The following is a 25,290-nucleotide window of genomic DNA, read 5'->3' as shown; positions in this document are numbered from 1 at the left end:
CAAGAAAATATTCTCATTGATTTATACTCTTACATAAAAAAAGAGGAGATTACTCCTCTTTGCAATAGGGTTATAACTTAATTTAGTAACCATTTTGTCCACGTTGGCGAAGGGCATGATCTAGTAGAGTAATTGCGAGCATCGCTTCGGCAATCGGTGTTGCTCGAATACCGACACAAGGGTCATGACGGCCTTTGGTGATGACGGTTGCTTCGTTCCCATATATATCAACAGTTTTTCCTTCAATACGTAGACTGGAGGTAGGTTTAAGTGCAATATGTGCAATAATTGGCTGACCAGAAGAGATACCACCTAAAATACCGCCGGCATGATTAGAGAGAAATCCATCTTTTGTCATTTCATCGCGGAATTCAGTTCCTAGTGCCTCAACGGCATCAAAACCATCACCTATTTCAATTCCTTTAACAGCATTGATACTCATTAAGGAATGTGCAATCTCTGCATCTAAACGATCAAATACAGGTTCACCTAAACCTACCGGTGGATTTTTTGCAATAACAGTTACTTTAGCGCCTACTGAATTACCAGACTTACGAAGTTCATCCATGTATTGCTCAAGTTCTGTTATATCTTCAAGGTTTGGCCAAAAAAATGGGTTATTTTCATGTTCAATTGCATCTTGGTTAAATGAGGAGGGTTTTAATGGACCTAGCTGCGATAGGTAACCATAGATTTCAGTATTAAAGAGTTTTTTCAAAGCCGCTTTGGCAATAGCGCCTGCTGCAACACGAATAGCAGTTTCGCGTGCGCTAGAGCGCCCACCACCACGATAATCACGAAAACCATATTTTTGAAAATAGGTGAAATCGGCATGTCCAGGACGGAACAGATCTTTAATATCATGATAGTCCTTTGAGCGTTGATCTTCATTTTCAATGATGAGTGCAATTGATGTACCGGTTGTTTTTCCTTCAAAAACTCCTGAAAGAATCGTCACTTTATCGGCTTCTCGGCGTTGAGTTGTATGACGAGATTGCCCAGGTTTACGGCGATCTAAATCGATTTGTAACATGGATTCATCAATCTCAATTCCTGCTGGGCATCCATCAACGATTGCAACTAAAGCTTTGCCATGACTTTCGCCAGCGGTTGAAACTGTGAATAATGTTCCGATGCTATTCCCCGACATACTTGGTATTCCTCATATTTTTTATAAGTAATTGGATCTATTATGGTATCTATTTTTTATGAAGCGATAATCGTTTGATTAAATCAATAGAAAGCATAGCACCTTTTTTCAAGGAGTTCATCGACTCTTTTTCGAATAATTGGTCGAGAGATAAATTAATTTATAGAGTAATAAAAAATCCCCATATTGGGGATTTTAGTACATATTATAATTTTATCATTTTAGATTGCGAAGAGAACACGTTTCTCATCTTTCAGTAACTCGTAAACCTTATCAATGTGACCTTGTTCTGTGACAAATACATCAATCGTTAACGAGAGATATTTTCCTGATTTACTCAAGTTACGTTTAATTCGATCATGATCAAGATTAGGATCTACTTGAGTCATCAAGGCAATAATTGTCTCTTCAAAATCATCATTATTTTCGCCGGTTACTTTAAAAGCGAAGTGAGTTGGAAATTCGACGAGAGATTCGCCAGTTTCAGGATTTATCATGATATTTTTCTCCATGTAGTTTTACCATCTTTATCTTCAAGAGCGATACCGAGCGCTGCGAGTTCATCACGAATACGATCCGATTCTGCCCAGTTCTTTTCAGCTCTTGCGCTGTTACGTGCAGCAATCATGGCATCAATATCAATCGCGAGTTCTTCTTTATCGCCTTGCAAAAATTGCTCGGGAGATTGCTGTAAAATTCCTAATATACTGCCTAATTCTTTAAGAATAGTATAATAGGTCGCATCTCCGGTTTTGTTATATGCTGTTGCTGCTTCGTATAATATGGAGATGGCAAGGGCAGAATTAAAGTCATCATCCATTGCTGAGTAAAATTTAATCACTAAAGGATGATTTTTATCAAAAGGTACGATCTCAGTAGGTGCATTACTAAGGGCAGTGTAGAGTCGGCGCAAACCATTTCCTGCTTGCGATATAGTTTCTGTTGAATAGTTAATATGGCTACGATAATGGGTGCTAAGAATAAAAAAGCGTAAAACTTCTGCTGGATACTCTTCTAAAATTTCCCGAATTGTGAAAAAATTTCCGAGTGATTTACTCATCTTCTCATTATCGATATTGATGAATCCATTGTGCATCCAATAGTTAGCCATTTTGGTTTCATTGCACCCTTCTGATTGCGCAATTTCACATTCATGATGTGGAAATTTAAGATCCATACCTCCACCATGGATATCAAAATGCTCGCCAAGTGTCGCTGCACTCATGACTGAACATTCAATATGCCAGCCAGGGCGGCCTGAACCGAAAGGCGAATCCCATGCTGGTTCGCCTTCTTTAGCATGTTTCCATAACACGAAATCAAGAGGGTCTTCTTTAAATTGATCCACGGCAACACGTTCGCCAGATCGTAATTCATCAATGGATTGATTTGAAAGTTTACCGTATTCTTTAAACTCACGAACACGATAGTATACATCACCATTATCGGCATGATAGGCAAGTCCTTTCTCGATAAGCGTACGGATCATTTTAAGCATTCCATCGACGTAGGCTGTTGCGCGAGGTTCTTCATCAGGAGGCATGATGTTCAGGGTCGCACAGTCTTCATGCATTTTAGCGATAAATTCTGCTGTTAATGCTTGGATAGTGATACCACGTTCATTGGCCCGAGTTATGATCTTATCGTCGATATCGGTAATATTTCGGACAAATTTTACTTGATAGCCACGATGTCTAAAATAGCGATTCACCATATCGAAAGCAATTAATGAGCGAGCATGGCCAATATGGCAGTAATCATAAACGGTCATACCGCAAACATACATCTTGATCTCATTTTCTTTAAGAGGAACAAAAGGTTCTTTTTGACGTGTAAGGCTATTATAGATTTGGATCATATTTATTGAACTCAGTGTAATGGGTTTATCGATTAATGATTATCAACATTATTGTTTATTTTACCGTATCCCTCTTAATATTGGTATGAAGTGGCTAGAAAAAGGGAGTTTTATAGAGTTGGTATTATGAACGATCACGGTAATATTTTGAATTATGTTACAATTTTGGCAGATGTTTAGACGTAAGTTTAGAACTCTAATAGATTATAAATTTCGTTTGATCGATTCAATCCCTTTTTGAAAGAGTTATTTCATGCAGATTTTTACGCCTAAAAAGCTTCCTCATATCTTTCTCCTAGTTGTTATCATCACGTTAATGGGGGCTTTTGCTCCGATGTCGATTGATCTCTATCTGCCGGCATTTTTAAAAATTCAAGAAGGATTGGGAACAACTGATTCTGAAGTGAAAAAGACCTTAACTTTTTTCTTAATCGGACTCTGTATAGGGATGATGTTTTATGGGCCGCTTTCAGATAAATATGGGCGCCGAAATATTATTCTAATCGGTTCTATTATCTATACCATCACCAGTATTATTAGCACTCAAACGACGAGTATTGCATGGTTGCAAGGTTTACGTTTGATCCAAGCAATTGGAGCAGGAGCTTGCATGGTGGTCGGGCGAGCAGTTATTCGGGATGTTTTTAAAGGGAAAAAAGTTGCAGTAATGATGTCGGTTGTGCAGGTCATAATGATGATCGCTCCGCTGTTAGCCCCCATAATCGGCGTTATGGTGCTCTATTTCTTTGATAACTGGCGAGCGCTTTTTGCTGTGTTAACGCTTTTTGGTTTAATGGCATTTCTACTGACTTTCTTCTTTCTTCCAGAGACGTATGCGAAAGAAGATCGTCCAGCGATTACGCTCAAAGGGACTTTCTATAATTATCTTTTGATTCTTAAAGATCGCCGTTCACTCGGTGCAATGTTAGGTTGCGCACTTCCTGCAGGTGTCGTATTTGCTTATGTAACGGGTTCATCGTATCTCTATCAAGGAAAGTATCACCTAACCGAGTTTCACTTTAGTATTCTTTTTGGGCTTAATATCATTGGTGTCATTGTCAGCGCACTCTTGAATATCTTTCTTTTACGCCGCTTTAGTACCTTGTCACTTATTATCTTTGGGCTTGTATGGATTAGTATCGCCGGTGTGGTTATGTTGCTGATCGGTGATTTTTCGCTTTGGGCATTTTTTGGTTCTACCTTCTTATTAATGTGTGTATCTGGTTTCATCGGAAACAACATTGTCTCACAAATTATTGAACTGAATTATGACAGAGCAGGTGCAGCAATGGCGCTAAATTCAGCAACACAGTTTTTCGTTGGAGCTGTTGCGAGTTCAATTGTCACGCAACATCAAGAGTTATTAACGATTGTGATGGGGGTTTCAGGAATGCTAGGTGCGATTGCATACTTTTTTCTTTTTCAACCTTGGAAAGAGTATAAGGTTCCAGAAAATGCACAATAACCGATTTCTTTCAGCGAAGAGTATTTACTGATGATTTAATTTTATTGCAAGATATTAAAAATCCCTGTGACTAAATAGTACAGGGACTTTTAATTTAATAAGATAAATAAGACGTATAATTTTTCGTTTAAAAAATTATTTTCCTAAGTCTTCGAAAAAACGTTTTGCTTTATCGAGCCAGCCGTTTTGTTTTGGTGCATGGTTTTCACCGAGTGTTTCACCAAATTTACGAAGCATATCTTTTTGTTCATTACTGAGTTTAACGGGTGTTTCAATTTTAATTGTACAGTAAAGGTCACCTTGTGAACCACCGCGAACCGGTTTAACACCTTTACCACGAAGACGGAATACTCGATCTGTTTGAGTTTCTGCTGGGATCTTTAAGTTTACTCGACCATCAAGTGTAGGCACTTCGATCTCACCACCTAATGCTGCTGTTGTAAAACTTACAGGAACTTCACAATAGAGGTTCTCATTTTCACGTGTAAATATGGCGTGTTTTTTTACACGAATTTGAACGTATAAATCCCCATTGGGTCCGCCATTTTCGCCTGCCTCACCCTCACCAGAGAGGCGAATACGATCGCCTGTATCAACGCCAGCAGGAACAGTGACTTCCAATGTTTTGTTTTTTTTGATATTACCAGTACCATGACAATGTTTACATGGATTAGTAATTTTCTTACCACGACCATGACAATCTGGACATGTTTGTTGTACTGAAAAGAATCCTTGAGATACACGTACTTGACCAGCACCATGACACGTTGGGCAGGTGATAGGCTCAGATCCTTCAGCCGCTCCGGTGCCATTGCAGTAGTGGCAGTGAACAGTAGTTGGAACCGTTATGCGCGTTTTTGTACCAAAAACAGCTTCTTCAAGTGTAATATCGAGTTGATACCCGATGTCTTCACCACGATATGCGCGAGGTCCGCTGCTGCGTCCACCGCCGCCGCGACCACCGAAGATATCACCAAACATATCTCCAAAGATATCACCGAAATCAGCACTACCAAAGCCTCCGCCGAATCCACCTTGACCACCACCAAAGCCACCAGCTTGGCCATTTACACCAGCGTGTCCAAATTGGTCATACATTTTTCGTTTTTCATCATCTGAAAGAACTTCATAGGCTTTCTGAACCTCTTTAAATTTCTCTTCAGCTTCTTCTTTATTATCCGCATTGCGGTCGGGATGGTATTTCCCGGCAAGACGTCTATAAGCTTTACGAATTTCATCTTGTGTTGCACCTTTTGCAACGCCTAAGACTTCATAATAATCGCGTTCAGCCATATATGCTTATTCCTTACTGTCTGTTTTATAATGTGCATTTAATAAAATGAGAGAACTATATTAATCAATAGAATGAAATATAGAGTTCAAAATTTCGATTTAAATGATAGTTATAAATAATTAAGGGTCAATTATCTGAAAACATATCATCATTAGAGACCTGATAAATCGCTATTGATGAGCTGTTTACATTAATTCTAAAAGGATTACTTGATAAAAGAGGATACCTCCAATTGGAGGTATCCCGTGCATTTATGAGGAAGTTAAAGAATTATTGATCTTTTTTCTCATCTTTAACTTCTTCAAATTCTGCATCAACAACATCCTCTTTTTTATCATCAGTAGCTGCATCAGCACTATCTGATTGTTCAGCATAGGCTTTCTGTGCTAATGCTCCGGCAAGCTCAGTAAGTTTTTCTGTTTTGCCTTTGATTTCATCAAGATCACTGCCTTTTACAGCTTCTTTCAATTCTTCAATTGCTGCTTCAATAGCTACTTTCTCAGATTCTTCAACTTTATCTGCTAAATCTTTTAAGGATTTTTCAGAGGCATGAATCATCTGTTCAGCCATATTACGTGCAGATACGAGCTCTTGGAACTTACGATCTTCTTCAGCATGCTTTTCAGCATCTTTTACCATTTTTTCGATATCTGCTTCTGATAAACCTGAGTTAGAACGGATCTGAATAGATTGCTCTTTACCGGTTGCTTTATCTTTTGCAGAAACATTCATAATGCCGTCTGAATCGATATCGAATGTTACCTCGATTTGTGGTGTACCACGTGGAGCAGGTGGAATATCCGCAAGATCAAATTGACCTAAAGAGTGGTTCTCAGATGCTTGTGGGCGTTCACCTTGCAATACATGAATTGTCACAGCCGGTTGGTTGTCTTGCGCTGTTGAGAACACTTGGCTTGCTTTGGTTGGAATGGTTGTATTTTTGTCGATGAGTTTTGTCATGACGCCACCCATTGTTTCGATCCCTAATGATAAAGGCGTTACATCTAAAAGAAGAACATCCTTAACATCACCACCCAAAACACCGCCTTGTACTGCAGCACCTGAAGCAACAGCTTCATCTGGGTTAACATCATGACGCGGCTCTTTGCCAAAGAACTCTTTTACTTTCTCTTGCACTTTAGGCATACGAGTTTGACCACCAACAAGGATTACCTCATCGATTTGGCTCGCCGAAAGTCCTGCATCTTTTAAGGCAATGCGGCAAGGCTCTAATGTGCGCTCAACTAAATCATCAACAAGAGACTCCAATTTTGCACGAGTCATTTTGATATTCAGATGTTTGGGTCCAGTGTTATCTGCAGTAATGTAAGGAAGATTGATCTCTGTTTGCTGTGCAGAAGAGAGTTCAATTTTTGCTTTTTCACCTGCATCTTTAAGACGTTGCAACGCTAATGGATCATTTTGTAAGTCGATACCTGTCTCTTTTTTGAATTCAGCAACTAGATAATTGATTACGGCATTATCGAAATCTTCCCCTCCAAGGAATGTATCCCCATTTGTTGAAAGAACCTCAAATTGTTTATCACCATCAAAGTCTGCAATTTCAATAATTGAGATATCGAATGTCCCACCACCAAGATCAAATACCGCTACTTTTTTCTCGCCTTTTGTATCTTTATCAAGACCGTAAGCAAGTGCTGCCGCAGTTGGTTCGTTGATAATACGTTTTACATCAAGTCCTGCAATTTTACCCGCATCTTTTGTTGCTTGACGTTGAGCATCATTAAAGTATGCGGGCACAGTGATAACTGCTTCCGTCACTTTTTCACCAAGATATTTTTCGGCGGTCTCTTTCATTTTCATTAAGACGCGTGCGGAAACTTCTGGTGGTGCCATCTTTTGATTATCTAAAACTTCGACCCATGCGTCCCCATTATCAGCTTTGATAATTGAGAAAGGCACAATTTCCTTATCTTTTTGAACTTCTGCGTCATCATAACGGCGACCGATGAGACGCTTGATTGCGTAGAGCGTGTTTTTAGGGTTCGTGATTGCCTGACGTTTTGCAGGTTCGCCGGTTAATACTTCGTCTGGTGTATATGCAACGATCGAAGGTGTAGTACGATCACCTTCTACATTCTCAATAACGCGAACTTTATCGCCTTCCATTACAGCAACACAAGAGTTAGTAGTACCTAAGTCAATACCAATAATTTTAGCCATTATTAATTTCCTTTTGTATTATTTATTTTAATAGTGTTTATTTACTAGATTTTCGAGTTTTATCAGTTATGTTCAAGTAAGTCTTCACTTCATTTGAATACAATATGGGAACGTTTTTTTGAACTTCAAGTCGATTTATTAATTTTTTTATAAGAATTTATATTATCGACATTTGATTGTCATCGAGCACCAAAGATATCACTGCCGATACGTAGTATGGTGGCACCTTCTAAAATTGCAAGTTCTAAATCTTGGCTCATCCCCATCGATAGTTCTGTGGCTGAATTGTTTAAAAGTCCTTTAGAATGCATTTTTTCTTTTAAAATACGTAAGTTAGCAAAACCCTTCTGGATGGTTTGATGTTCACGAGATTGCAAGCCAATGGTCATGAGGCCGGTGATTTCAAGATTTTTAAATTCTGATATTTTTTCTAAAAAAAAAGGTAGTTCTTCGGGAAGAAGGCCCTGTTTTTGTGGATCACGACTGCTATTCACTTGAATCATAATTTTTTGTTTAAAATGATGATTTAACGCGTATTGATTGATTCGTCGGGCAATTCTTTCGCGATCAACGGTTTGAATGCAATCGGCTAGTGCGGCAACCTCATTTACCTTATTTCCTTGCAAGGATCCGATAAAGTGTGTTTCTCTAGGAGTAATATCGGTCGGTTCATTGAGTAAAAATGGTGCTTTTTTGACTAATTCTTGCGCACGATTTTCGCCAATGAGACCGTAACCAAGCCTAAGTGCATGATTGATTGTTTCAACGTTTTGCGTTTTTGTTGCAAGGAGAAGTTTGATTTCTTGTCGAGCTCGCCCGCTTGCATAAACAGCCTTTTCAATACGTTCATTGATTCGCTCAATATTTTGTAAAATTGCCGATTGCTCGATAGTTTTTTGTTTATTCATAATCTTTAAAATGAAGAATAAAAATAGGGCACTTCAAGGTTTAGGTGAAGTGCCACAGATAAAAAAGATGTTGATTTTTTACTATCCAAAATTAATAGCCTTTTTTGGGGTCAATATCAAGAGATTTTAGTTTTCGATAGAGATTTGTTCGCTCCATTCCTACTAGCTCAGCAAGATTAGCAATATTCCCTTCAGAGCGTTCATATTGAGCAATAAGATATGCTCTTTCAAATTGTTCTCGAGCTTCACGAAGTGGTAAATGTAGAAGTAGATGATCAGTTGTATTTAAAAGATTGACCTGATCTACTTTACTCTCTTGTTCGAGGGTGCTATTGACCTCTTCAAGTGTTACTTCATCGCTTTTGCCCAATATTAATAGTCGCTGAATAATGTTTCTAAGTGCAAGATGATTACCTTTCCAATGGTGATTACGTAGTCTATTTTGCGCCGCAATTGAGAAGTGTCGATAGGTAAGATGTTTATCCTCGACAAAGTGATGTACATAATAGCTAATTAATTCAGGTACATCTTCTGGATGTTCCGCCAATGAAGGGATTTCGATGACTACTACATTGATAAGATGCCAAAGTGCTTCATTGAATTCTTGATTATCGACTAAGCCATAAAGCGCAGGTTGAGCAGAAAAAATATAGCGAATATTAGACGGAACTATTGCACCGTTTTGTGGCTGTACATATGATTTAGTCTGGATTAAATCATAGAGTAACTTTTGTGCATGATTATCAGCTTGTTCAATATTAGATATGTAGAGCGTCCCACCATCAATTGATTGTAGAAGCTTGGAACGCTTATCTGTATCTTCTATTAATTCCTTTACTTCACTTAGAGTGAGGGTATTGAAACTTAGCTCATAAAATGGTGTGTTTTTTCGAGAAGAATTGAGGTGAATATAACTAGCAATACCCGCAACTTCTGAACCAAAGGTATGGACAAGTAGAACATTGGTATCTGTTTTCGAAGCGTCTTTTAATTTTTGGCGCAGATTATTCATTGCGTGACTGCGTCCGATCGGTTCAAAGGGAACAATATCGATGGGTTGAATCTGTTCTGAGTGAAGAGTCGAAGAAGATACTTCAGACTCTTGTAGCGTTTTTTCAACAACTAATAAAAGTTTTGCAAGCGTTAATGGTTTTTCTAAAAAATCCGAAGCACCTAGTTTTGTTGCCTCAATAGCATGCTCGAGAGTTCCATGCCCACTCATCATAATAACAGGACAGCGTAACTCTCCATCTATTTTCCATGATTCAAGTAGTGAAATGCCGTCAATATCAGGCATCCATATATCGAGAAGAATAAGATCCGGTTCTCGTTCCGCTTTAAGGGCTCGTGCTTGTTTACCATTGTAAGCCATTGCAACTTCATATCCTTCATCTTGTAAAATATCACTGACAAGGTTACAGATATCTTTTTCATCATCAACGATCAGAATATACGGATTTTTAGGCAACATATTATTTTTGTTCTCGCATAAAGAAGTGGATATTAAGACGAATACTGTTGTTATCTCTTAAAATATATTCATAAAAAAAGGGAGCTGAAACTCCCTCTTAGTATAACCAAATTTAAGAATCTTTTTTAGTTGTCGTTTTTGTTGCGGTTTTTTTAGCCGCAGTCTTCTTAGCAGGGCTCTTTTTAGCGGCTGTTTTTTTCGTGGTACTTACTTTTTTAGTTGTCGTTTTTTTAGAATTATCATTATCCGCTTTGTCCTCAGATTTAGTCCCCTTTTTGGTGGTTTTTTTCTTTGTCGCAGTTTTTTTGCGGCCTTTTGCTGGTGCTTTTGCGAGAAGTTCTTGGCAATCCTCAACAGTGAGCGTTGCCGGATCTGTCTCTTTGGGTACTTTTGCATTTTTAGTACCATCGGTAACATAAGGTCCATAGCGTCCATTAATCACTTCAATGGTCACATCACCTACCTCAAATGAATTAATAAATTTTGCAGCTTCAGCGGCTTTATGCGCTTCCACAACTTCTAGCGCACGTTCAAAGGTCACACTATAAGGATCATCCTCTTTAAGCGAGACGAATTTCCGTGGTCCGTATTGGATATAAGGTCCAAATCGTCCAATGTTAGCGCGAATATCATAGCCATCATCTCCTTGACCTAATACTCGGGGTAAACGAAATAGCGCCATTGCCTCCTCAAAGGTAATGGTATCGATACTTTGGCCGGGTAAAAGTGAGGCAAAGCGTGGTTTTTCTTCATCATCCTTGTCCCCAATTTGCGCAAAAGGCCCATACCTTCCAATACGGACAGAAACAGGTTTGCCGGTTTTAGGATCTTCCCCGAGGATTTTTGCTTGTGCTACTTCCGCTCGAGTCACATTTTCTTCAACGAAATTACATTGTTTAATGAAAGGTTCCCAGAAATGTTCTAGAAGTGGAATCCAGTCTTTTTCACCGCGAGAAATTTCATCCAAACCATCTTCCATGAGGGCTGTAAATTCATAGTCAACAATTCGCTTAAATTCAGAGCTCAAGAATCGAGAAACAATTTTACCCATGTCCGTTGGAATAAATCGGCGACTATCAAGGATTACGTATTCACGATTTTGTAATGTTGAGATGATTGATGCATAGGTTGAAGGGCGGCCAATACCGAACTCTTCTAATGATTTCACTAAAGAGGCTTCTGTATAACGGGGGGGTGGTTCAGTGAAGTGTTGATTTGGTTGAATTCCATCAAGAACAATGATATCTCCCACTGCCATCTCCGGAAGAATGCGATCTTCTTCTTTTTGATCCTCTTTTTCATCATCAACATCCTCGAGATAGAGACTCATAAATCCTGGAAAAGCAATAGTTGAACCTGTTACTCTAAAGGTGTGCAATCCTTTTGCTCCAAGATCAACAGAAGTGGTATCCATTATTGCCGATTCCATTTGGGACGCAACTGCCCGTTTCCAGATCAATTCATAGAGGCGATATTGATCAGAAGAGAGATGCTCTTTTACAGACTCAGGGGTTCTGAAGATAGATGTAGGGCGAATCGCTTCATGCGCTTCTTGTGCATTTTTTGCTTTCGTTTTGTATTCACGAGATTCTTTGGGTAGATATTCTTTGCCATGTTTTGAAAGAATATATTTGCGGATGTCTTCCAACGCTTCATTTGATAAAACAACCGAGTCTGTACGCATGTAAGTGATCAGACCTATTGTATCATGTCCGAGATTAATTCCTTCATAGAGATCTTGCGCTGTACGCATCGTGCGTGATGTGCTAAATCGTAACTTACGAGAAGCTTCTTGTTGTAAGGTTGATGTGGTAAAAGGTGCCGCAGGATTTCGGCGGCGTTGTTTCTTTTCAACATTATAAACGGGAATTGTATGCCCAAATTTATCGGTTAATGTCTTCTGAACTTCTAATGCACTTTTTTCATCTGTAAATGAAAACTGTTCAACCTTATTACCTTTGTACTCTGTTAGTCGGCCGGAGAAATTGTTGTTATCTTTCTCAAGCTGGGCAAAGATAGACCAGTATTCTTGACTCACAAAGGCATTGATTTCATCTTCTCGCTCTACAATAAGACGAAGAGCAGGGGATTGAACGCGTCCAGCAGAGAGACCTGGGTTTATCTTTTTCCATAAAAGTGGTGAGAGATTAAAGCCGACAAGATAGTCGAGAGCTGTTCGTGCTTGTTGTGCCTCTACTAAGTCCATATCGAGTTGACGTGGATTAGCAACAGCGTATTGGACCGCATTTTTAGTAATCTCATTAAAAACAACGCGACAGACTTTTTTGCCAGTTAGTGCCCGCTTACTCTTTAAATATTCAAGAATATGCCATGAAATTGCTTCACCTTCTCTATCGGGGTCAGTTGCAAGCATTAAAGTATCGGCATTTTTTAAGGCCTTTTCAATGGCTGCTAGGTGCTTTTTATTCTGTGGAATCACTTCGTATTTCATTGCGAAGTTGTGATCGGGATCGACAGATCCCTGTTTTCTAACGAGTGCTCGAACATGTCCAAAAGAGGCAAGAACTGTATAGTCCTTGCCTAAGTATTTTTCAATGGTTTTCGCTTTTGCGGGTGATTCTACAATAACTAATGATTTACTCATCTATCTGTTCTCAGTAATCCTACAAATGTTTATTATCTATTTTTTATCGTTCAAAAAAGTTCGGATTTGCTACAATGACTTTTTATTCGCATACTTCAAAATTGAAGTAGTAGTTTGAGTAATTTAATTCAATATTTCAAGCGATCTCTTTAAATTAACCTAGAAAGTAGAATTTATCACTTATGTATTACGAACAAAAAAAATCAAAACGCTCATTCAAATGGCTCTTTCTTGTAATCATTATCGCCTTTATCATATGGGTGATGCTTGATGACACCGATAAAGAGAATGAAGCTAATCAAGTTATCGAAGTAGAGCTTCCTCGATAATTTAAACATTTTTATATCGTTTGTCTAAAATAATGCGCTGTTTATAGGAATTTAATCAGATATTTATGAGTGAACAGATGAATAAACCTAATCGTACGGGATTAGGTCGAATTGTAGCGGCGGCAGGTTATTCGATAAAAGGACTTAAAGCTGCGTATAGAAATGAATCCGCGGTTCGTCAAGAAGTACTGCTAGCAATATTGATTATTCCATTAGCATTTTATTTAGCAAAATCAGGTGTTGAACTTGCGCTCATGCTTGGTACAACAATTTTGATTTTCTTAATGGAATTGATTAATTCAGCAATAGAAACGATTATCGACCGAATTGGTTTTGAGATTCATCCATTGTCTGGGCAAGCAAAAGATATTGGATCTGCACTTGTTTTTATCGCATTCATATTATGGGCTGCTGTTTGGGGTGCGATTCTTTTTTTCCCGGTGCTGTAAGATTGATCTTAAATTAGGCAAGTACATATTTTTATACATAAAGGTTAGAGAGTGATTGTTTTAGGAATTGAGAGTTCATGCGATGAAACTGGCGTTGCTATTTATAGTAAAGATAAGGGGTTGCTTGCGCATCAACTCTATTCACAAATTGGTTTACATGCTAATTACGGCGGCGTCGTTCCTGAGCTTGCATCACGGGATCATATTCGTAAACTTCCGATACTCGTTAATGCGGCTATGGAAGATGCGGACTTGCGCTTTTCGGATCTCGATGGCATTGCGTTTACAAAAGGCCCTGGATTGATCGGTGCGTTAATGGTGGCGGCGACTTACGCTCAAGGCTTAGGTTTAGCTTTGAATATCCCAATTTTAGGGGTCAATCATATGGAAGCACACTTAATGGCGGTAATGCTTGAAGAAAAAAAACCAGAGTATCCTTTTATTACGCTTCTTGTGTCTGGTGGTCATACACAGTTGGTTCTTGTAAAAGCTTTTGGCGACTATACGTTACTCGGCGAAAGCCTTGATGATGCTGTTGGTGAAGCATTTGACAAGACTGCAAAAATTATGGGCTTGCCATATCCTGGTGGGCCAGAGCTTGCACGTCTAGCTGAGCAGGGCGATAGCTCAAAGTATGAATTTCCTCGACCAATGATGAATCGACCAGGGTTGGATTTTAGTTTCAGTGGTATTAAAACAAAAGCATTGCTCACAATTGAATCTGTAAATCAGGCTGAGTATCCAGATATTGCAGCTGGATTTCAAGAAGCATTGATCGACACATTGATTTTAAAATCTCTTCGAGCTCTTAAAGAAACGGACTGCAAAACATTAGTGGTATCTGGCGGGGTAGGTGCAAATAAACATCTCCGGTCACAATTGAAGCAGTTAGAAGATAAAGAACAATTAAAAGTATTTTTTCCTCGTTCAGAGTTTTGCACTGATAATGGTGCGATGGTCGCATATTTAGGGTATGAGCGACTTTCTAGAGGAGAGAAAACGGATCAGGTAAAATTGTTAGCACGTTGGCCAATTGATCAGTTATCAACTTACAGCTCGAGCAGCAAACAAGGTGTTCATAATGAATAAATTAAAGAGGCGGTATGAATGGGAAGCATACCTTCCTCAGGCAAGACTAGGAGTTGAGCACCGAGAGCGATCACAAACGCATCGTACAAGTTTTCAAAAAGATTTTGATCGTCTAATATTTTCTGCAGCTTTTAGGCGATTGCAAGATAAAACACAAGTCTTTCCTTTAGCGCAAACAGATTATGTCCGAACAAGATTGACACATAGTCTAGAGGTCAGTAGTGTTTGTCGTAGTTTAGGAACACTTTTAGGTGAATACTTAGAGCGGGAATATCAGTTGACTTCTATTGCACCAGCAGATTTAGGAGCAGTCCTTGCAGCAGGTGCCTTAGCACATGATATTGGAAATCCACCATTTGGACATGCAGGTGAAGAAGCGATCAGTCGTTTTTTTAAACGAAATAGTGTTGGTGTTACTGCTTTAGAGCCCATGTCAAATTCAGAAAAATCTGATTTTTTAAATTTTGAAGGAAACGCTCAGGCTTTTCGAGTTCTGACAAAACTTCAAAGCTCCGATAATGTCGGAGGATTGCAATTATCTTTACCGGTCCTTGCTTCAATTATGAAATATCCTTGTGGGAGTTCGCCCAAGCCGATTGAAAAGAATATTGCATTTAAAAAGTTTAATTACTTTCAATCTGAAAAAGAACTTTTTCACAAAGTTGCTACCAGTTGTAATATGAAGCCTCATCCAACGGTTGAATGCTCATGGTATCGTCACCCGCTAACATATTTATTGGAAGCTGCTGATGATATCTGTTATCACATTGTTGATATGGAGGATGCATACCGATTATCACTTGTTAGTAGTGACGAAATTTTAGGGTTTTTGGAAGAATTGATTACGGCTACTAGTGAACTGCCTACCCGAAAATTAGAAACCATCAAACGAACAAAAGATCGGGTTGAATATCTGCGAGCCTTTACGATTGGCCTATTAGTTGAGCAAACGATTGAGATTTTTATTAAAAACGAGAGTGCTATTTTAAATGGTCAATTAACAACAAGCTTACTTGAACTGATTCCTGCGGCTGAAGCTTTGAGTAAAATAAAAGCATACTCTCAGGAGAATATTTATCATTCTTCCACAGTTCTTGAGGTCGGCATTGCAGGCTTTAAAGTGATCGAAACATTATTAGAAGCATTTGTCGGTGCGATGGAACAAGGAAAAGAGGGTAGTGGTGCACGAACAAAAATGTTGCTGAAGTTTTTACCAGAACAATTTTTTGAAGATCAGCGAATGATAAGTGATAATCCTTATCAGCGAGTTCAGCATGTTACCGATTTCGTATCGGGTATGACCGATCGCTATGCCGTGAAAGTATTTAAAATGATAACAGGGGTTGATTTGCCAGTATAACTCTTGTTTAATATGCGCTATTCCTCGTTAGATTGCCGAAAGTATTTGGGTATTTATTTTGATAGATGTCAATACTTAGGACTTAAATTCTAGTAAGATGAGGACTCGAGTAACATTAGTATGGGATGCATTTAATATGATGTTTATTAATTTTTGGGGGAACTATGGGACAAAGTAACAGTCTTCATGATCATTATGAGTACGGTGTTATCCGTGGTCTCGTAATTAGTACTCTGTTTTTTGGAGCACTAGGTTTATCCGCGGGGCTTTGGGCAGCACTTGAGCTGACTTGGCCAATTTTTAACTTTGATTTACCGGGGCTATCGTTTGGACGCCTTAGACCTGTTCATACAACATTAGTAATCTTCGGTATGGGTGGTTCTGCGCTTATCGGAACATCTTTTTATGTTGTTCAAAGAACTTGTCAAGTTCGTTTAGCGTATCCTATATTGGCTTACGCAGTATGGATTGGTTGGACGATTGTTTTTACGCTTGTTCCAATTAGCTATATGATGGGCTATACACAAGGTAAAGAATATGCAGAGTTTGAGTGGATATTCGATTGGGCCGTAGCGGTTATTTGGTTGACATACTTCTTTGTATATGTTTCCACCGTCATGCGTCGTAAACAGAAACATATCTATGTTGCAAACTGGTTCTATCTTGCATTTATTTTGGCAACAACTTTATTACACGTATTTAATAACATTTCTATCCCTGTATTCGGTGGGGCGGGCCTCAAATCATACAACGTATTTAGCGGTATGCAGGATGCAATGGTTCAATGGTGGTACGGTCATAATGCTGTTGGGTTTATCTTGACAGTTGCATTCCTAGGAATGATGTATTACTTCGTACCAAAAGAGGCAGGTCGTCCAATCTATTCATACCGTCTTTCTATTGTTCACTTCTGGGCGTTAACGTTCCTGTATATGTGGGCAGGTGCGCATCACCTTCACTGGACATCTCTTCCAGATTGGGTTTCATCGCTTTCAGCGACGTTCTCAATTATCTTATTACTTCCATCATGGGGTGGTATGATCAATGGGATTATGACGTTATCGGGTGCATGGGATAGTATTCGTACAAATCCAATTATCCGATTTATGGTTGTATCGCTTTCATTCTATGGTATGAGTACATTTGAAGGTCCATTAATGAGCTTACGCTCGGTAAATGCGTTATCTCATTATACAGACTGGACAGTAGGTCATGTTCATGCTGGGGCTCTTGGTTGGGTTGCGATGATTACTTTTGGTTCGTTATATCATATGGTTCCCCGTATTTTTGGTGGCAAAATTTATAGTGAAAAATTAATCTTTGCTCATTTCTGGTTAGCTACAATTGGAATCGTTATCTACATCGTTTCTTTATGGGTTGCCGGTATCGGACAAGGTATGATGCTTCGTGCGTTTAATCCTGAGTATGGGACTCTCGCATACGAGTTTATTGAAACTGTTAAATTTATGCATACTCCGTATATTTTCAGAGCAATTGGCGGTGGCATGTTCTTACTGGGTGCAGTAATTATGATCTTTAATTTCATTATGACTATGATCATTGGTTCACGTGCGCAAGCAGATAATAATGCGCTTATTCCAGATGCAAAAGCTCATGCATAATAGGGGAGAAAATTAAATGATTAAACATGAACGTTTAGAAAAAAATACTGGGCTTTTACTACTTTTTACGCTTGTGGTAATTAGTATCGGTGGTTTGATCGAGATTGTACCTCTCTTCTATATTGATGGTTCAATCGAAGAAGTGAAAAAAAACGTCACTGAGGTAAAGCTAGATGAGAATTTCAAACCAGTTTTAGATGAAAATGGTAATGCTGTAATGGTTACTCGTGAAGTGGATGCAATTCGACCCTATACTCCTTTAGAGTTTTTAGGGCGTAATATCTACGTTTCAGAAGGCTGTTATAACTGTCACTCACAGCAAATTCGTCCTATGCAAGATGAATATGAACGCTATGGCCATTATTCACTTGCTGCTGAATCGCAATTTGATAAACCATTCCAATGGGGGTCACGTCGTATTGGTCCTGATCTTGCACGTGTAGGTGGGAAAATGGACAATCAATGGCATGTAGACCATTTGGTAAATCCAAAAAGCCGTGTACCTGCATCAATTATGCCTAAATATCCATGGTTGCTTGAAGATGATCTTTATATAGCAGATGTGAAAGAGCAAATGAGTGCAGCTAGAATCGCAGGTGTTCCATATTCAAAAACGCAAGAAGAGTATGAAGCGAACATTGAGCGTTTCGGAGTTGATGTGGCAAATATGCTTGTTATTGATCTCGCTGAACAAAACTTAGAAGCACAAGCAAAGGCAGGAAATTATGATATGAATCCATCACGTCTTACAAAGATGGATGCATTAGTTTCTTATTTGCAAGTGTTGGGAACAATGGTTGAGTTTAAAGAAGATCAAGGTATCGAATTTAGTGAATTCCGTTAATTTATAGGAGAATGTGTAATGATGGATTTCTTTATGTGGTTTACAGATTTAGGTAATAGTAAAACCTTAGCTGCAGTAATCTTCTTTGCGGTCTTTATTGGGATCATCATTTACACATTTACCGGTAAAGCACGGAAAAAACGATTTGATGAATATCGATATATCCCATTTATGGATGATGAAGAGTTTATCTTTGATCAGAAAGAGACTAAAGAATCAAATGATAAAGCGAAAAAAGATGAGTAGAAATACATTTACTTACCGCTCTTCATTATCAAAATGATTGAGGAAACAATAATGAGTGATAATACAAACAAAAAAGATTTAAACAATCTTGAAGCAGAAACTACTGGTCATGTCTGGGATGGAGATCTTCAAGAGTATAATAATCCTCTTCCAAGATGGTGGCTCTATGCGTTCTATGGAACGATTATTTTTGCGATAGGTTACTGGATTTTATTCCCAACGTGGCCTTTACCAAATTCCTTTACTAAAGGGGTTTATAAAGTTGAAATTGAACGCCCTGTTGTTCAACAATCAGGAGATCTTTTAGTTGATGTTAGTGATCCTGATAATGCTGCGATGGAAAAAGTAGAGGTGCATTGGAATACTCGTGCACGTTTAGTCAATGAATTACAGTTTTCTCCTGAAGCGTTAAAACGTCATGAACATTTCGAAAAGCTAATGACTAAAACAGAAGAAGAAATTATTAATGATCCTGATATGATTAAGTTTGCAGAGAATGCAGGTAAGACGCTTTTCGTAGATAACTGTGCAACATGTCATGGTCCTCAGGCGGAGGGTGTTGTTGGTTTATATCCTAACCTCAATGATGACAACTGGATTTGGGGTGGAAGTCTTGCTGATATCGAGAAAACAATCACGCAAGGTGTAAATGGTAAAGAAGGTGGCAGACGTAGTAGTATGCCTGCTGGTAAGTTAAGTTTGACACCTGAAGAGATTGAAGATGTAGCTAAATATGCTTTAACTTTATCAAATAATTATACACCCGATGAAGCAACTTCGCGGGGTGAAGAGATTTTCTTTGGTAAAGGTGCATGTTTCACATGTCATGTAGACTTTACTAAAGATCCTCGTAAGCCTCAAGGTAATCCTATGTTAGGGGCTCCTAATTTAACAGATCAAATTTGGGAAGTTGTTGATATTAACTCTAAGGAAACCCCTGAAGAGAAAGTTGCGGCAATGATCCCTCAAATTCGTGATGGGGTAGATCCAAATACAACTAATCGTGTTATGCCTCGTTGGGAGACCCGTTTAAGTCCAGAGCAAATTCGTGCATTGGCTGTATATGTTCACCAACTTGGTGGTGGTAAAGTACCAGAAAAAACGAATAATTAATCGTAATTGCTTCAGATGTTAAAGCCCTTTATATTGATAAAGGGCTTTTTTTTGATTTAGAGCTATATAAAGAGATAAATAGGCATTGGTGATTGCTTAAGATTTGAATAAATTTTGTTATAATACCTGATAATAATAATTACTAGAGAAAGGTCGTTAAAGTGGCAAATAATCTATCTGAGCAGACAGCTCCAAGTAGCGGTGATTTATACGCAAAACGTATTCCTATTTACCCAAGAAGTGTTAAGGGAAAATTTAGAACTTTCAAGAGCTCGGTGCTCTTGATAGCATTTTTAGTCTTTTATTTATTGCCTTGGGTGCCTTGGGATCGTGGGCCAGGACTTCCAGGGCAAGCAGTTGTTTTTGATTTAACAGCAAAAACCTTCTATATTTTTAGCCTTCCGGTAGATGTTCAGAATATATTTTGGCTTGCCGGGGTGTTGGCAATTTTTGCTTTTTTACTCTTCTTTGTTACCGCAGTGTTAGGGCGTGTTTTTTGCGGCTATTTTTGTTTCCAAACTCTTTGGACCGATGCTTTTATTATGATTGAAGGTTGGATTCAAGGAAATCGAAATGTTCGTAAAAAACTGCATGAAGGTCCCTGGAATGCTGAAAAAATCACAAAGATCAGCTTAACATGGTTAGCCTGGTTAGTGGTTGCCTTTTGGACTGGTTTTTCTTTTACGTCTTATTGGATGCCAGCACCTGAGTTGATTAAAGTTGTGTTTATTGGTGATGCGCCATTTGCAGCATATGGAACGATCGCATTTATTACGGCTGCAACATTTATTATGGCGGGTTTCTCACGAGAGCAGGTCTGTACCTATATGTGTCCTTACGCACGTTTCCAAGGGGTAATGTTTGATCGCGATACATTAATTGTAACGTATGATTTTAAGCGAGGTGAGCGTGAAAAGGGTCGTGCAAAGCCTACAAAAGAATTACGTGATCATGATGAGCGAATCCAACAAGGTTATGGTGATTGTATCGATTGTGACCTATGTGTACAGGTTTGCCCGGCAGGTATTGATATCCGTGAAGGTATTAATTATCGCTGTATTACTTGTGGTCTTTGTATTGATGCATGTCATAATATGATGACTAGTTTAAAATACCCAACAGGGCTCATTCGCTATGATTCAGAAGCAGGATTAGAGGGTAAGAAAACGAATTACTTTAGACCTCGTAATATTGGTTATGGTGTTGTAATTATCGTAATTGCAGCAATTTTGGCTTGGAGTATTTCGCATCGCGATGTAGCTCATTATATTGTAGAATCATCAAGAAAACCTGCAACTGTGCTAAGTGATGGCCGTATACAAAATACTTACGAACTGAAGTTTAATAATCTAACACTTGATCCACAAAAACTTCATGTCGCAGTGGAAGATCCTGGTTACGAATTGGCAATGAGTTTTAATGATATTGAGTTAAAACCAGGTCAAAGAGTTGCACTGAATGCTAGTGTGCGTAAAGATAAAGATGTACCATTTATTCCGGATGTAACTTTCGTTCTGACCATTACAAATCCTGAAACAGGCGATGTGATTGATACGCAGAAACTGAAAGCAATTTTCTTAAAAAAATAAGAGCCAAAGGATTGACTTAAATGAATGAAACAGTAGCGATTATGCTATTTGGTGTAGTGGCCGTATTAGTTTTATGTTTAATTTTACATAAATTTTTACGGTTTACTCCAATGCAAGCAGCAAGTATTACTGCGTTAATGGGGATTGCAGTTGTTGTCCCATTCTCAATTTTACATTGGCGTGGTGGAGATGTATTTACACTTTACATCACTTGTAACTTGATGACTTCTTTTGCCTATTACTTGATTAGTTCTGGTGGAGTCAAAAGTTTGCGTGGTAAAGATGGGAAGCGAATGCATTGGGCGCCCATTACAATTTTGGGTTTCTTTTTAGTGTTGACTATTCAGAATGGTGCGTTTGTTGTGATGGCTGAAAAGGGCTTGATCTTTAAGAGTAAAGCGGAAGATTCTTTTGTTAGTACGCGATTCCCAGGAGAGGTGCCGAATGCATATCATAAGAAAGAAGCTTATTATAATGCTTATCAAAAACGTCTTGCAGAACAAGAAGCTCGTGGTTGGAAAGTGAACTTTGGTTTTGCTAAAAAGCCGTTTGTAGATCAAGAAAATTTTTTTATTGTTGAATTAAAAGATAAGGAAGGGGTTCCTCTCGATAATGCTGAGATTGTTGCAAAATTTAATCGCTCAGCAGAGCAGGAGCTTGATCGAGAATATACACTTGAAATGATTGAACCTGGTCTGTATTCTATTCCAGTTCAATTTGAACGTGTTGGCCCTTGGGGATTGGAATTAGATATTCTGCGGGGTGAAGATACTCATGAATTGGTAGGGCGAACCTTGATAAATTGTCCTCCTGATATACAATGTGATCTTGAAGAAAAGCTCAGAGTTCATTGAAAAGACATATTTAGAAAAGAGCAGCAATGCTCTTTTTCTATTTCAGAGTAGCTACGATTTTTCAACCAATTTTATGTAGAGTTATACTATTAAGCCATAACTCTATTTTTGTAGTGGCAAGATTGCTTTATAATGGAAAAATAAAAAATAAGAATCATAGGATGATATGGCAACAGTAGCTAAACTTAAGTGTTATCACTGTGAGCTCCCAATTAATGGTCGAGCTCCATTTACCGCTAAAATTCAAAATAAAGATCAGCCAATGTGTTGTGCAGGCTGTAAAGCTATTGCTGAGATGATTGATCAATCTGGTTTAACTCGCTACTATGACTTTCGTTCAGAAGCAGCAATTCGACCAGATACAGAAATGATGCTTATCCCTGAAGCTCTGAAACAGGAGATGCATTTTTATGACCATCCTGATGTCGCTGTCCAATTTATATCGAAATCTGAAGATAAAAATGGCAAAACTTTAGCAAATGCTTATTTAATCATTGATAAAATTACTTGCGCTGCGTGTGTTTGGTTGCTCGAAAATAGCATAAAGCGTTTCGCTGGAGTCACTCGATTTGATATTAATTTGACTACTCATCGGGCGCATCTCACATTTGATCCTGAAAAAATTAAAATATCTGAGATACTTATTGAGATTTTAAAGCTGGGTTACCAAGGTACTCCTTATGATGAACAAATAGAGCAACGTAAAATAAAGAAAGAATGGCGTTCGTTATTAATGGAATTTGGTATCGCAGCACTATTTTCAATGCAGGTAATGACAATTTCTGTTGCGCTTTATTTCGGTTATTATTCTGGAGATATGACTGATAGCTCATTGAGTCTTTTGCGATGGTTTAGCCTTTTTGCAACAATACCTTGCGCTACTTATTCAAGTCGAAGCTTTTATAAATCCGCGTATTCTGATCTTAAAAATCACCGATTGACGATGAATGTTAATATCTCTTTAGCGGTGATTGCAGGTACCGTGTGGAGTGCCTACAATACCGTTATGGGGATTGGTGAAACCTATTATGAAGGTGTTACGATGTTTGTTTTCTTGCTTTTGGGTGCAAGAGTATTAGAAACAAGTGCACGCCATAAATCATTATTGATTTCGGATGATATTTTAAAATTAAAACCTAATTTTGCAGAGCGGCTTTTAGAAGACGGTTCTTATGAATTAATAGCGACTAGCCGTCTTGCAGTTGGAGATAAATTACGGATTAAACCCGGTGATAGTATTCCTGTGGATGGTGTATTACTTGATAAAATTGCAATGGTTGATGAATCACTCTTATCGGGTGAAAGCTTGCCAATAGAAAAGCACTTTGGTGATCCTTTAATTGGGGGATCTGTGAATTATGAACAGCCATTAATGATGGAGGTGACTAAGGTCGGTGCAGAAACCGTTTTATCACAAATGTCACGTCTTATTGATCGCTCAATGAGTGAAAAACCTAAAATGGCGAAATTAGCTGATATCATTTCGACCTATTTTGTCCTCGGATTATTAATCTGTTGTGCGTTAACATTTGGTATTTGGTTCTATTTAGATGGAGCATCGAAGGCATTTGAAGTGACACTTGCGGTATTAGTTGTCTCGTGTCCTTGCGCATTAGCATTAGCAACACCTTCTGCACTCAGCGCTGGTAACCAAGCTATTATTGAGAAAGGCCTGATTGCGACTCGTGGGGGGGCGCTTGAAACGTTGGGTAAAGTGACAGACATTGTTTTTGATAAAACAGGAACCCTTACAGAAGGGCGTTTAACGATAGATGAAATACGAAATTTTTCACAATTATTTTCAGACAAAGAGCTTTTAACTGTTGCTGCTACATTAGAAGCGTCCTCGAATCATCCTATTGCATTTGGTTTCAATGAGTGGGTCTATAAAAATAGTGTCGAACTGCTTTCGGTAAGCGACATTGATAATGTCGTGGGTAAGGGGATAACCGGAGTGATTGATGGGCAAACATATAAAATTGGTCGATTAGATTGGTTTGAAAATGGTGATAAAGTAGATTTCAGTAATGGTTTATGGATTGGTTTAGGAGTGGGTAATCAGTTATTAGCAGCTTTTTCATTACTTGATCATCTCAAAGATGACACCAAAGAAGTTATCGATAGCTTGCATCAATCAGGTTATGAACTGCATATCTTGAGCGGTGATAGACAACAAACCGTGAATCTCTTTAATGAGACATTGGGTATTTCCCAGGCAAAAGGGGATTTGTTACCGCAAGATAAGTTAGAGTATGTAGCGCAACTTCAATCGAAAGGAGCAATTGTAGCAATGCTTGGTGATGGAATTAACGATGGACCGGTGTTAGCGAAAGCGGATGTTTCTATTGCAATTGGACAAGGGGCGCTTTTAGCACAATCGACAGCAGACATGATTTTGATGATGGATAATCATTTAAAGCCATTGATTGAAGGGCTTACGCTCGCTAAACGAACTGATAAAATTATTACTCAAAATCTGTTTTGGGCGTTATTATATAATATTGTAGCGATTCCATGCGCAATGACAGGTTTTGTACTTCCATGGATGGCTGCATTAGGAATGAGTTTAAGCTCTCTGATTGTAGTTGGAAATACGTTAAGGATTCGGGAGGGGCGAGCAAAGTGAGCCATGCTTTATTTATATTGTTACCATTAACGCTTGCCGGTATGATTGCAGCGGCGTATGCTTTTATTTGGGCGGTTCGTTCAGATCAATTTGATGATCTTGAAGGTCCTGCACATCAAATTTTATTTGATGAGGATATTCGTCCTCTTGAAGATGAAAAAAACAAAAAAATAGATACTCTTGACCAACAATCCTTGAATAGTGAAAAAATAGAGACACCCAAAAAAGGTTAAA

General features: G+C 38.5%; 21 protein-coding genes. 13 read left to right on the top strand and 8 right to left on the bottom strand.

The features are described 5' to 3' along the window. Positions 1-82: 82 nt before the first annotated feature. From aroC to cysS, 3 genes are all read right to left on the bottom strand, one after another. On the bottom strand, positions 83-1,150 hold the full coding sequence (aroC, locus tag ACPF7B_RS03740; RefSeq protein ID WP_490506297.1) for a chorismate synthase: 1,068 nt from the start codon (positions 1,148-1,150) through the stop codon (positions 83-85). A gap of 221 nt (positions 1,151-1,371) precedes the next feature. Next, positions 1,372-1,647, bottom strand: coding sequence for an HP0495 family protein (locus ACPF7B_RS03735; RefSeq protein WP_490506296.1), 276 nt, complete (start codon positions 1,645-1,647; stop codon positions 1,372-1,374). After that, on the bottom strand, positions 1,644-3,008 hold the full coding sequence (gene cysS, locus ACPF7B_RS03730; protein WP_490506295.1) for a cysteine--tRNA ligase: 1,365 nt from the start codon (positions 3,006-3,008) through the stop codon (positions 1,644-1,646). Before cysS ends, ACPF7B_RS03735 begins: the two co-directional genes overlap by 4 nt. Positions 3,009-3,261: 253 nt before the next feature. Between cysS and ACPF7B_RS03725 the strand changes: the two genes are divergently transcribed. Continuing rightward, positions 3,262-4,473 (top strand): multidrug effflux MFS transporter, encoded by a 1,212-nt coding sequence (locus tag ACPF7B_RS03725; RefSeq protein WP_490506294.1) that lies wholly within the window; start codon positions 3,262-3,264, stop codon positions 4,471-4,473. A 135-nt stretch (positions 4,474-4,608) separates the two neighbouring features. On the opposite strand, the gene dnaJ is transcribed toward ACPF7B_RS03725, so the two are convergent. The 5 genes from dnaJ to ACPF7B_RS03700 all read right to left on the bottom strand — a co-directional run bounded on the left by dnaJ (position 4,609) and on the right by ACPF7B_RS03700 (position 12,935). After that, positions 4,609-5,766, bottom strand: coding sequence for a molecular chaperone DnaJ (gene dnaJ / locus ACPF7B_RS03720; protein ID WP_490506293.1), 1,158 nt, complete (start codon positions 5,764-5,766; stop codon positions 4,609-4,611). A gap of 271 nt (positions 5,767-6,037) precedes the next feature. Continuing rightward, positions 6,038-7,951 (bottom strand): molecular chaperone DnaK, encoded by a 1,914-nt coding sequence (gene dnaK / locus ACPF7B_RS03715; RefSeq protein ID WP_490506292.1) that lies wholly within the window; start codon positions 7,949-7,951, stop codon positions 6,038-6,040. Between the two features lie 179 nt (positions 7,952-8,130). Continuing rightward, on the bottom strand, positions 8,131-8,859 hold the full coding sequence (locus ACPF7B_RS03710) for a YggS family pyridoxal phosphate-dependent enzyme (RefSeq protein ID WP_490506291.1): 729 nt from the start codon (positions 8,857-8,859) through the stop codon (positions 8,131-8,133). Positions 8,860-8,950: 91 nt separating this feature from the next. Next, complete coding sequence (locus tag ACPF7B_RS03705; protein WP_490506290.1) at positions 8,951-10,330, bottom strand: sigma-54-dependent transcriptional regulator; 1,380 nt, start codon at positions 10,328-10,330, stop codon at positions 8,951-8,953. Between the two features lie 112 nt (positions 10,331-10,442). After that, a complete protein-coding gene (locus ACPF7B_RS03700; RefSeq protein ID WP_490506289.1) occupies positions 10,443-12,935 on the bottom strand; it encodes a DNA topoisomerase I in 2,493 nt (830 codons plus the stop codon). 182 nt (positions 12,936-13,117) lie between these two features. Here ACPF7B_RS03700 and ACPF7B_RS03695 point away from each other — a divergent pair, with 182 nt between their 5' ends. From ACPF7B_RS03695 to ccoS, 12 genes are all read left to right on the top strand, one after another. Beyond that, positions 13,118-13,264 carry a hypothetical protein gene (locus tag ACPF7B_RS03695; protein ID WP_490506288.1) on the top strand — a complete coding sequence of 49 codons (147 nt, stop codon included), beginning with the start codon at positions 13,118-13,120 and terminating at the stop codon, positions 13,262-13,264. Positions 13,265-13,341: 77 nt separating this feature from the next. Next, positions 13,342-13,713 carry a diacylglycerol kinase gene (locus tag ACPF7B_RS03690; RefSeq protein ID WP_490506287.1) on the top strand — a complete coding sequence of 124 codons (372 nt, stop codon included), beginning with the start codon at positions 13,342-13,344 and terminating at the stop codon, positions 13,711-13,713. Between the two features lie 51 nt (positions 13,714-13,764). Next, positions 13,765-14,802, top strand: a complete 1,038-nt coding sequence (gene tsaD / locus ACPF7B_RS03685; RefSeq protein WP_490506286.1) for a tRNA (adenosine(37)-N6)-threonylcarbamoyltransferase complex transferase subunit TsaD — start codon at positions 13,765-13,767, stop codon at positions 14,800-14,802. Beyond that, positions 14,795-16,162 (top strand): deoxyguanosinetriphosphate triphosphohydrolase, encoded by a 1,368-nt coding sequence (locus ACPF7B_RS03680; RefSeq protein WP_490506285.1) that lies wholly within the window; start codon positions 14,795-14,797, stop codon positions 16,160-16,162. Before tsaD ends, ACPF7B_RS03680 begins: the two co-directional genes overlap by 8 nt. A 164-nt stretch (positions 16,163-16,326) precedes the next feature. Further along, positions 16,327-17,784 carry a cytochrome-c oxidase, cbb3-type subunit I gene (gene ccoN / locus ACPF7B_RS03675; protein ID WP_490506284.1) on the top strand — a complete coding sequence of 486 codons (1,458 nt, stop codon included), beginning with the start codon at positions 16,327-16,329 and terminating at the stop codon, positions 17,782-17,784. Positions 17,785-17,803: 19 nt separating this feature from the next. Further along, on the top strand, positions 17,804-18,628 hold the full coding sequence (ccoO, locus tag ACPF7B_RS03670) for a cytochrome-c oxidase, cbb3-type subunit II (RefSeq protein WP_490506491.1): 825 nt from the start codon (positions 17,804-17,806) through the stop codon (positions 18,626-18,628). An 18-nt stretch (positions 18,629-18,646) separates the two neighbouring features. Continuing rightward, positions 18,647-18,874, top strand: a complete 228-nt coding sequence (locus tag ACPF7B_RS03665) for a cbb3-type cytochrome oxidase subunit 3 (protein WP_490506283.1) — start codon at positions 18,647-18,649, stop codon at positions 18,872-18,874. 51 nt (positions 18,875-18,925) lie between these two features. Then, positions 18,926-19,987 (top strand): cbb3-type cytochrome c oxidase N-terminal domain-containing protein, encoded by a 1,062-nt coding sequence (locus tag ACPF7B_RS03660; protein ID WP_490506282.1) that lies wholly within the window; start codon positions 18,926-18,928, stop codon positions 19,985-19,987. Positions 19,988-20,148: 161 nt separating this feature from the next. Beyond that, the gene (gene ccoG / locus ACPF7B_RS03655; protein ID WP_490506281.1) at positions 20,149-21,576 is read left to right on the top strand and encodes a cytochrome c oxidase accessory protein CcoG; all 1,428 of its coding nucleotides are present in this window, start codon (positions 20,149-20,151) and stop codon (positions 21,574-21,576) included. A gap of 20 nt (positions 21,577-21,596) precedes the next feature. Next, positions 21,597-22,430 (top strand): FixH family protein, encoded by an 834-nt coding sequence (locus tag ACPF7B_RS03650; RefSeq protein ID WP_490506280.1) that lies wholly within the window; start codon positions 21,597-21,599, stop codon positions 22,428-22,430. Between the two features lie 166 nt (positions 22,431-22,596). Next, a complete protein-coding gene (locus ACPF7B_RS03645) occupies positions 22,597-25,056 on the top strand; it encodes a heavy metal translocating P-type ATPase (protein ID WP_490506279.1) in 2,460 nt (819 codons plus the stop codon). Next, a complete protein-coding gene (gene ccoS, locus ACPF7B_RS03640) occupies positions 25,053-25,289 on the top strand; it encodes a cbb3-type cytochrome oxidase assembly protein CcoS (protein WP_490506278.1) in 237 nt (78 codons plus the stop codon). Before ACPF7B_RS03645 ends, ccoS begins: the two co-directional genes overlap by 4 nt. Position 25,290 lies beyond the last annotated feature (1 nt).

This window comes from Ignatzschineria sp. 22MB058224, assembly GCF_058188435.1.
The sequence above is the reverse complement of the archived record's forward strand: the minus strand, read 5'-3'. Positions and strand labels throughout refer to the sequence as shown.

Coding starts and splice junctions, on each gene's coding strand:
- aroC (WP_490506297.1), bottom strand. CDS start 1,150: ATGTCGGGGAATAGCATCGGAACATTATTCACAGTTTCAACCGCTGGC.
- ACPF7B_RS03735 (WP_490506296.1), bottom strand. CDS start 1,647: ATGATAAATCCTGAAACTGGCGAATCTCTCGTCGAATTTCCAACTCAC.
- cysS (WP_490506295.1), bottom strand. CDS start 3,008: ATGATCCAAATCTATAATAGCCTTACACGTCAAAAAGAACCTTTTGTT.
- ACPF7B_RS03725 (WP_490506294.1), top strand. CDS start 3,262: ATGCAGATTTTTACGCCTAAAAAGCTTCCTCATATCTTTCTCCTAGTT.
- dnaJ (WP_490506293.1), bottom strand. CDS start 5,766: ATGGCTGAACGCGATTATTATGAAGTCTTAGGCGTTGCAAAAGGTGCA.
- dnaK (WP_490506292.1), bottom strand. CDS start 7,951: ATGGCTAAAATTATTGGTATTGACTTAGGTACTACTAACTCTTGTGTT.
- ACPF7B_RS03710 (WP_490506291.1), bottom strand. CDS start 8,859: ATGAATAAACAAAAAACTATCGAGCAATCGGCAATTTTACAAAATATT.
- ACPF7B_RS03705 (WP_490506290.1), bottom strand. CDS start 10,330: ATGTTGCCTAAAAATCCGTATATTCTGATCGTTGATGATGAAAAAGAT.
- ACPF7B_RS03700 (WP_490506289.1), bottom strand. CDS start 12,935: ATGAGTAAATCATTAGTTATTGTAGAATCACCCGCAAAAGCGAAAACC.
- ACPF7B_RS03695 (WP_490506288.1), top strand. CDS start 13,118: ATGTATTACGAACAAAAAAAATCAAAACGCTCATTCAAATGGCTCTTT.
- ACPF7B_RS03690 (WP_490506287.1), top strand. CDS start 13,342: ATGAATAAACCTAATCGTACGGGATTAGGTCGAATTGTAGCGGCGGCA.
- ACPF7B_RS03680 (WP_490506285.1), top strand. CDS start 14,795: ATGAATAAATTAAAGAGGCGGTATGAATGGGAAGCATACCTTCCTCAG.
- ccoN (WP_490506284.1), top strand. CDS start 16,327: ATGGGACAAAGTAACAGTCTTCATGATCATTATGAGTACGGTGTTATC.
- ACPF7B_RS03665 (WP_490506283.1), top strand. CDS start 18,647: ATGATGGATTTCTTTATGTGGTTTACAGATTTAGGTAATAGTAAAACC.
- ACPF7B_RS03660 (WP_490506282.1), top strand. CDS start 18,926: ATGAGTGATAATACAAACAAAAAAGATTTAAACAATCTTGAAGCAGAA.
- ACPF7B_RS03650 (WP_490506280.1), top strand. CDS start 21,597: ATGAATGAAACAGTAGCGATTATGCTATTTGGTGTAGTGGCCGTATTA.
- ACPF7B_RS03645 (WP_490506279.1), top strand. CDS start 22,597: ATGGCAACAGTAGCTAAACTTAAGTGTTATCACTGTGAGCTCCCAATT.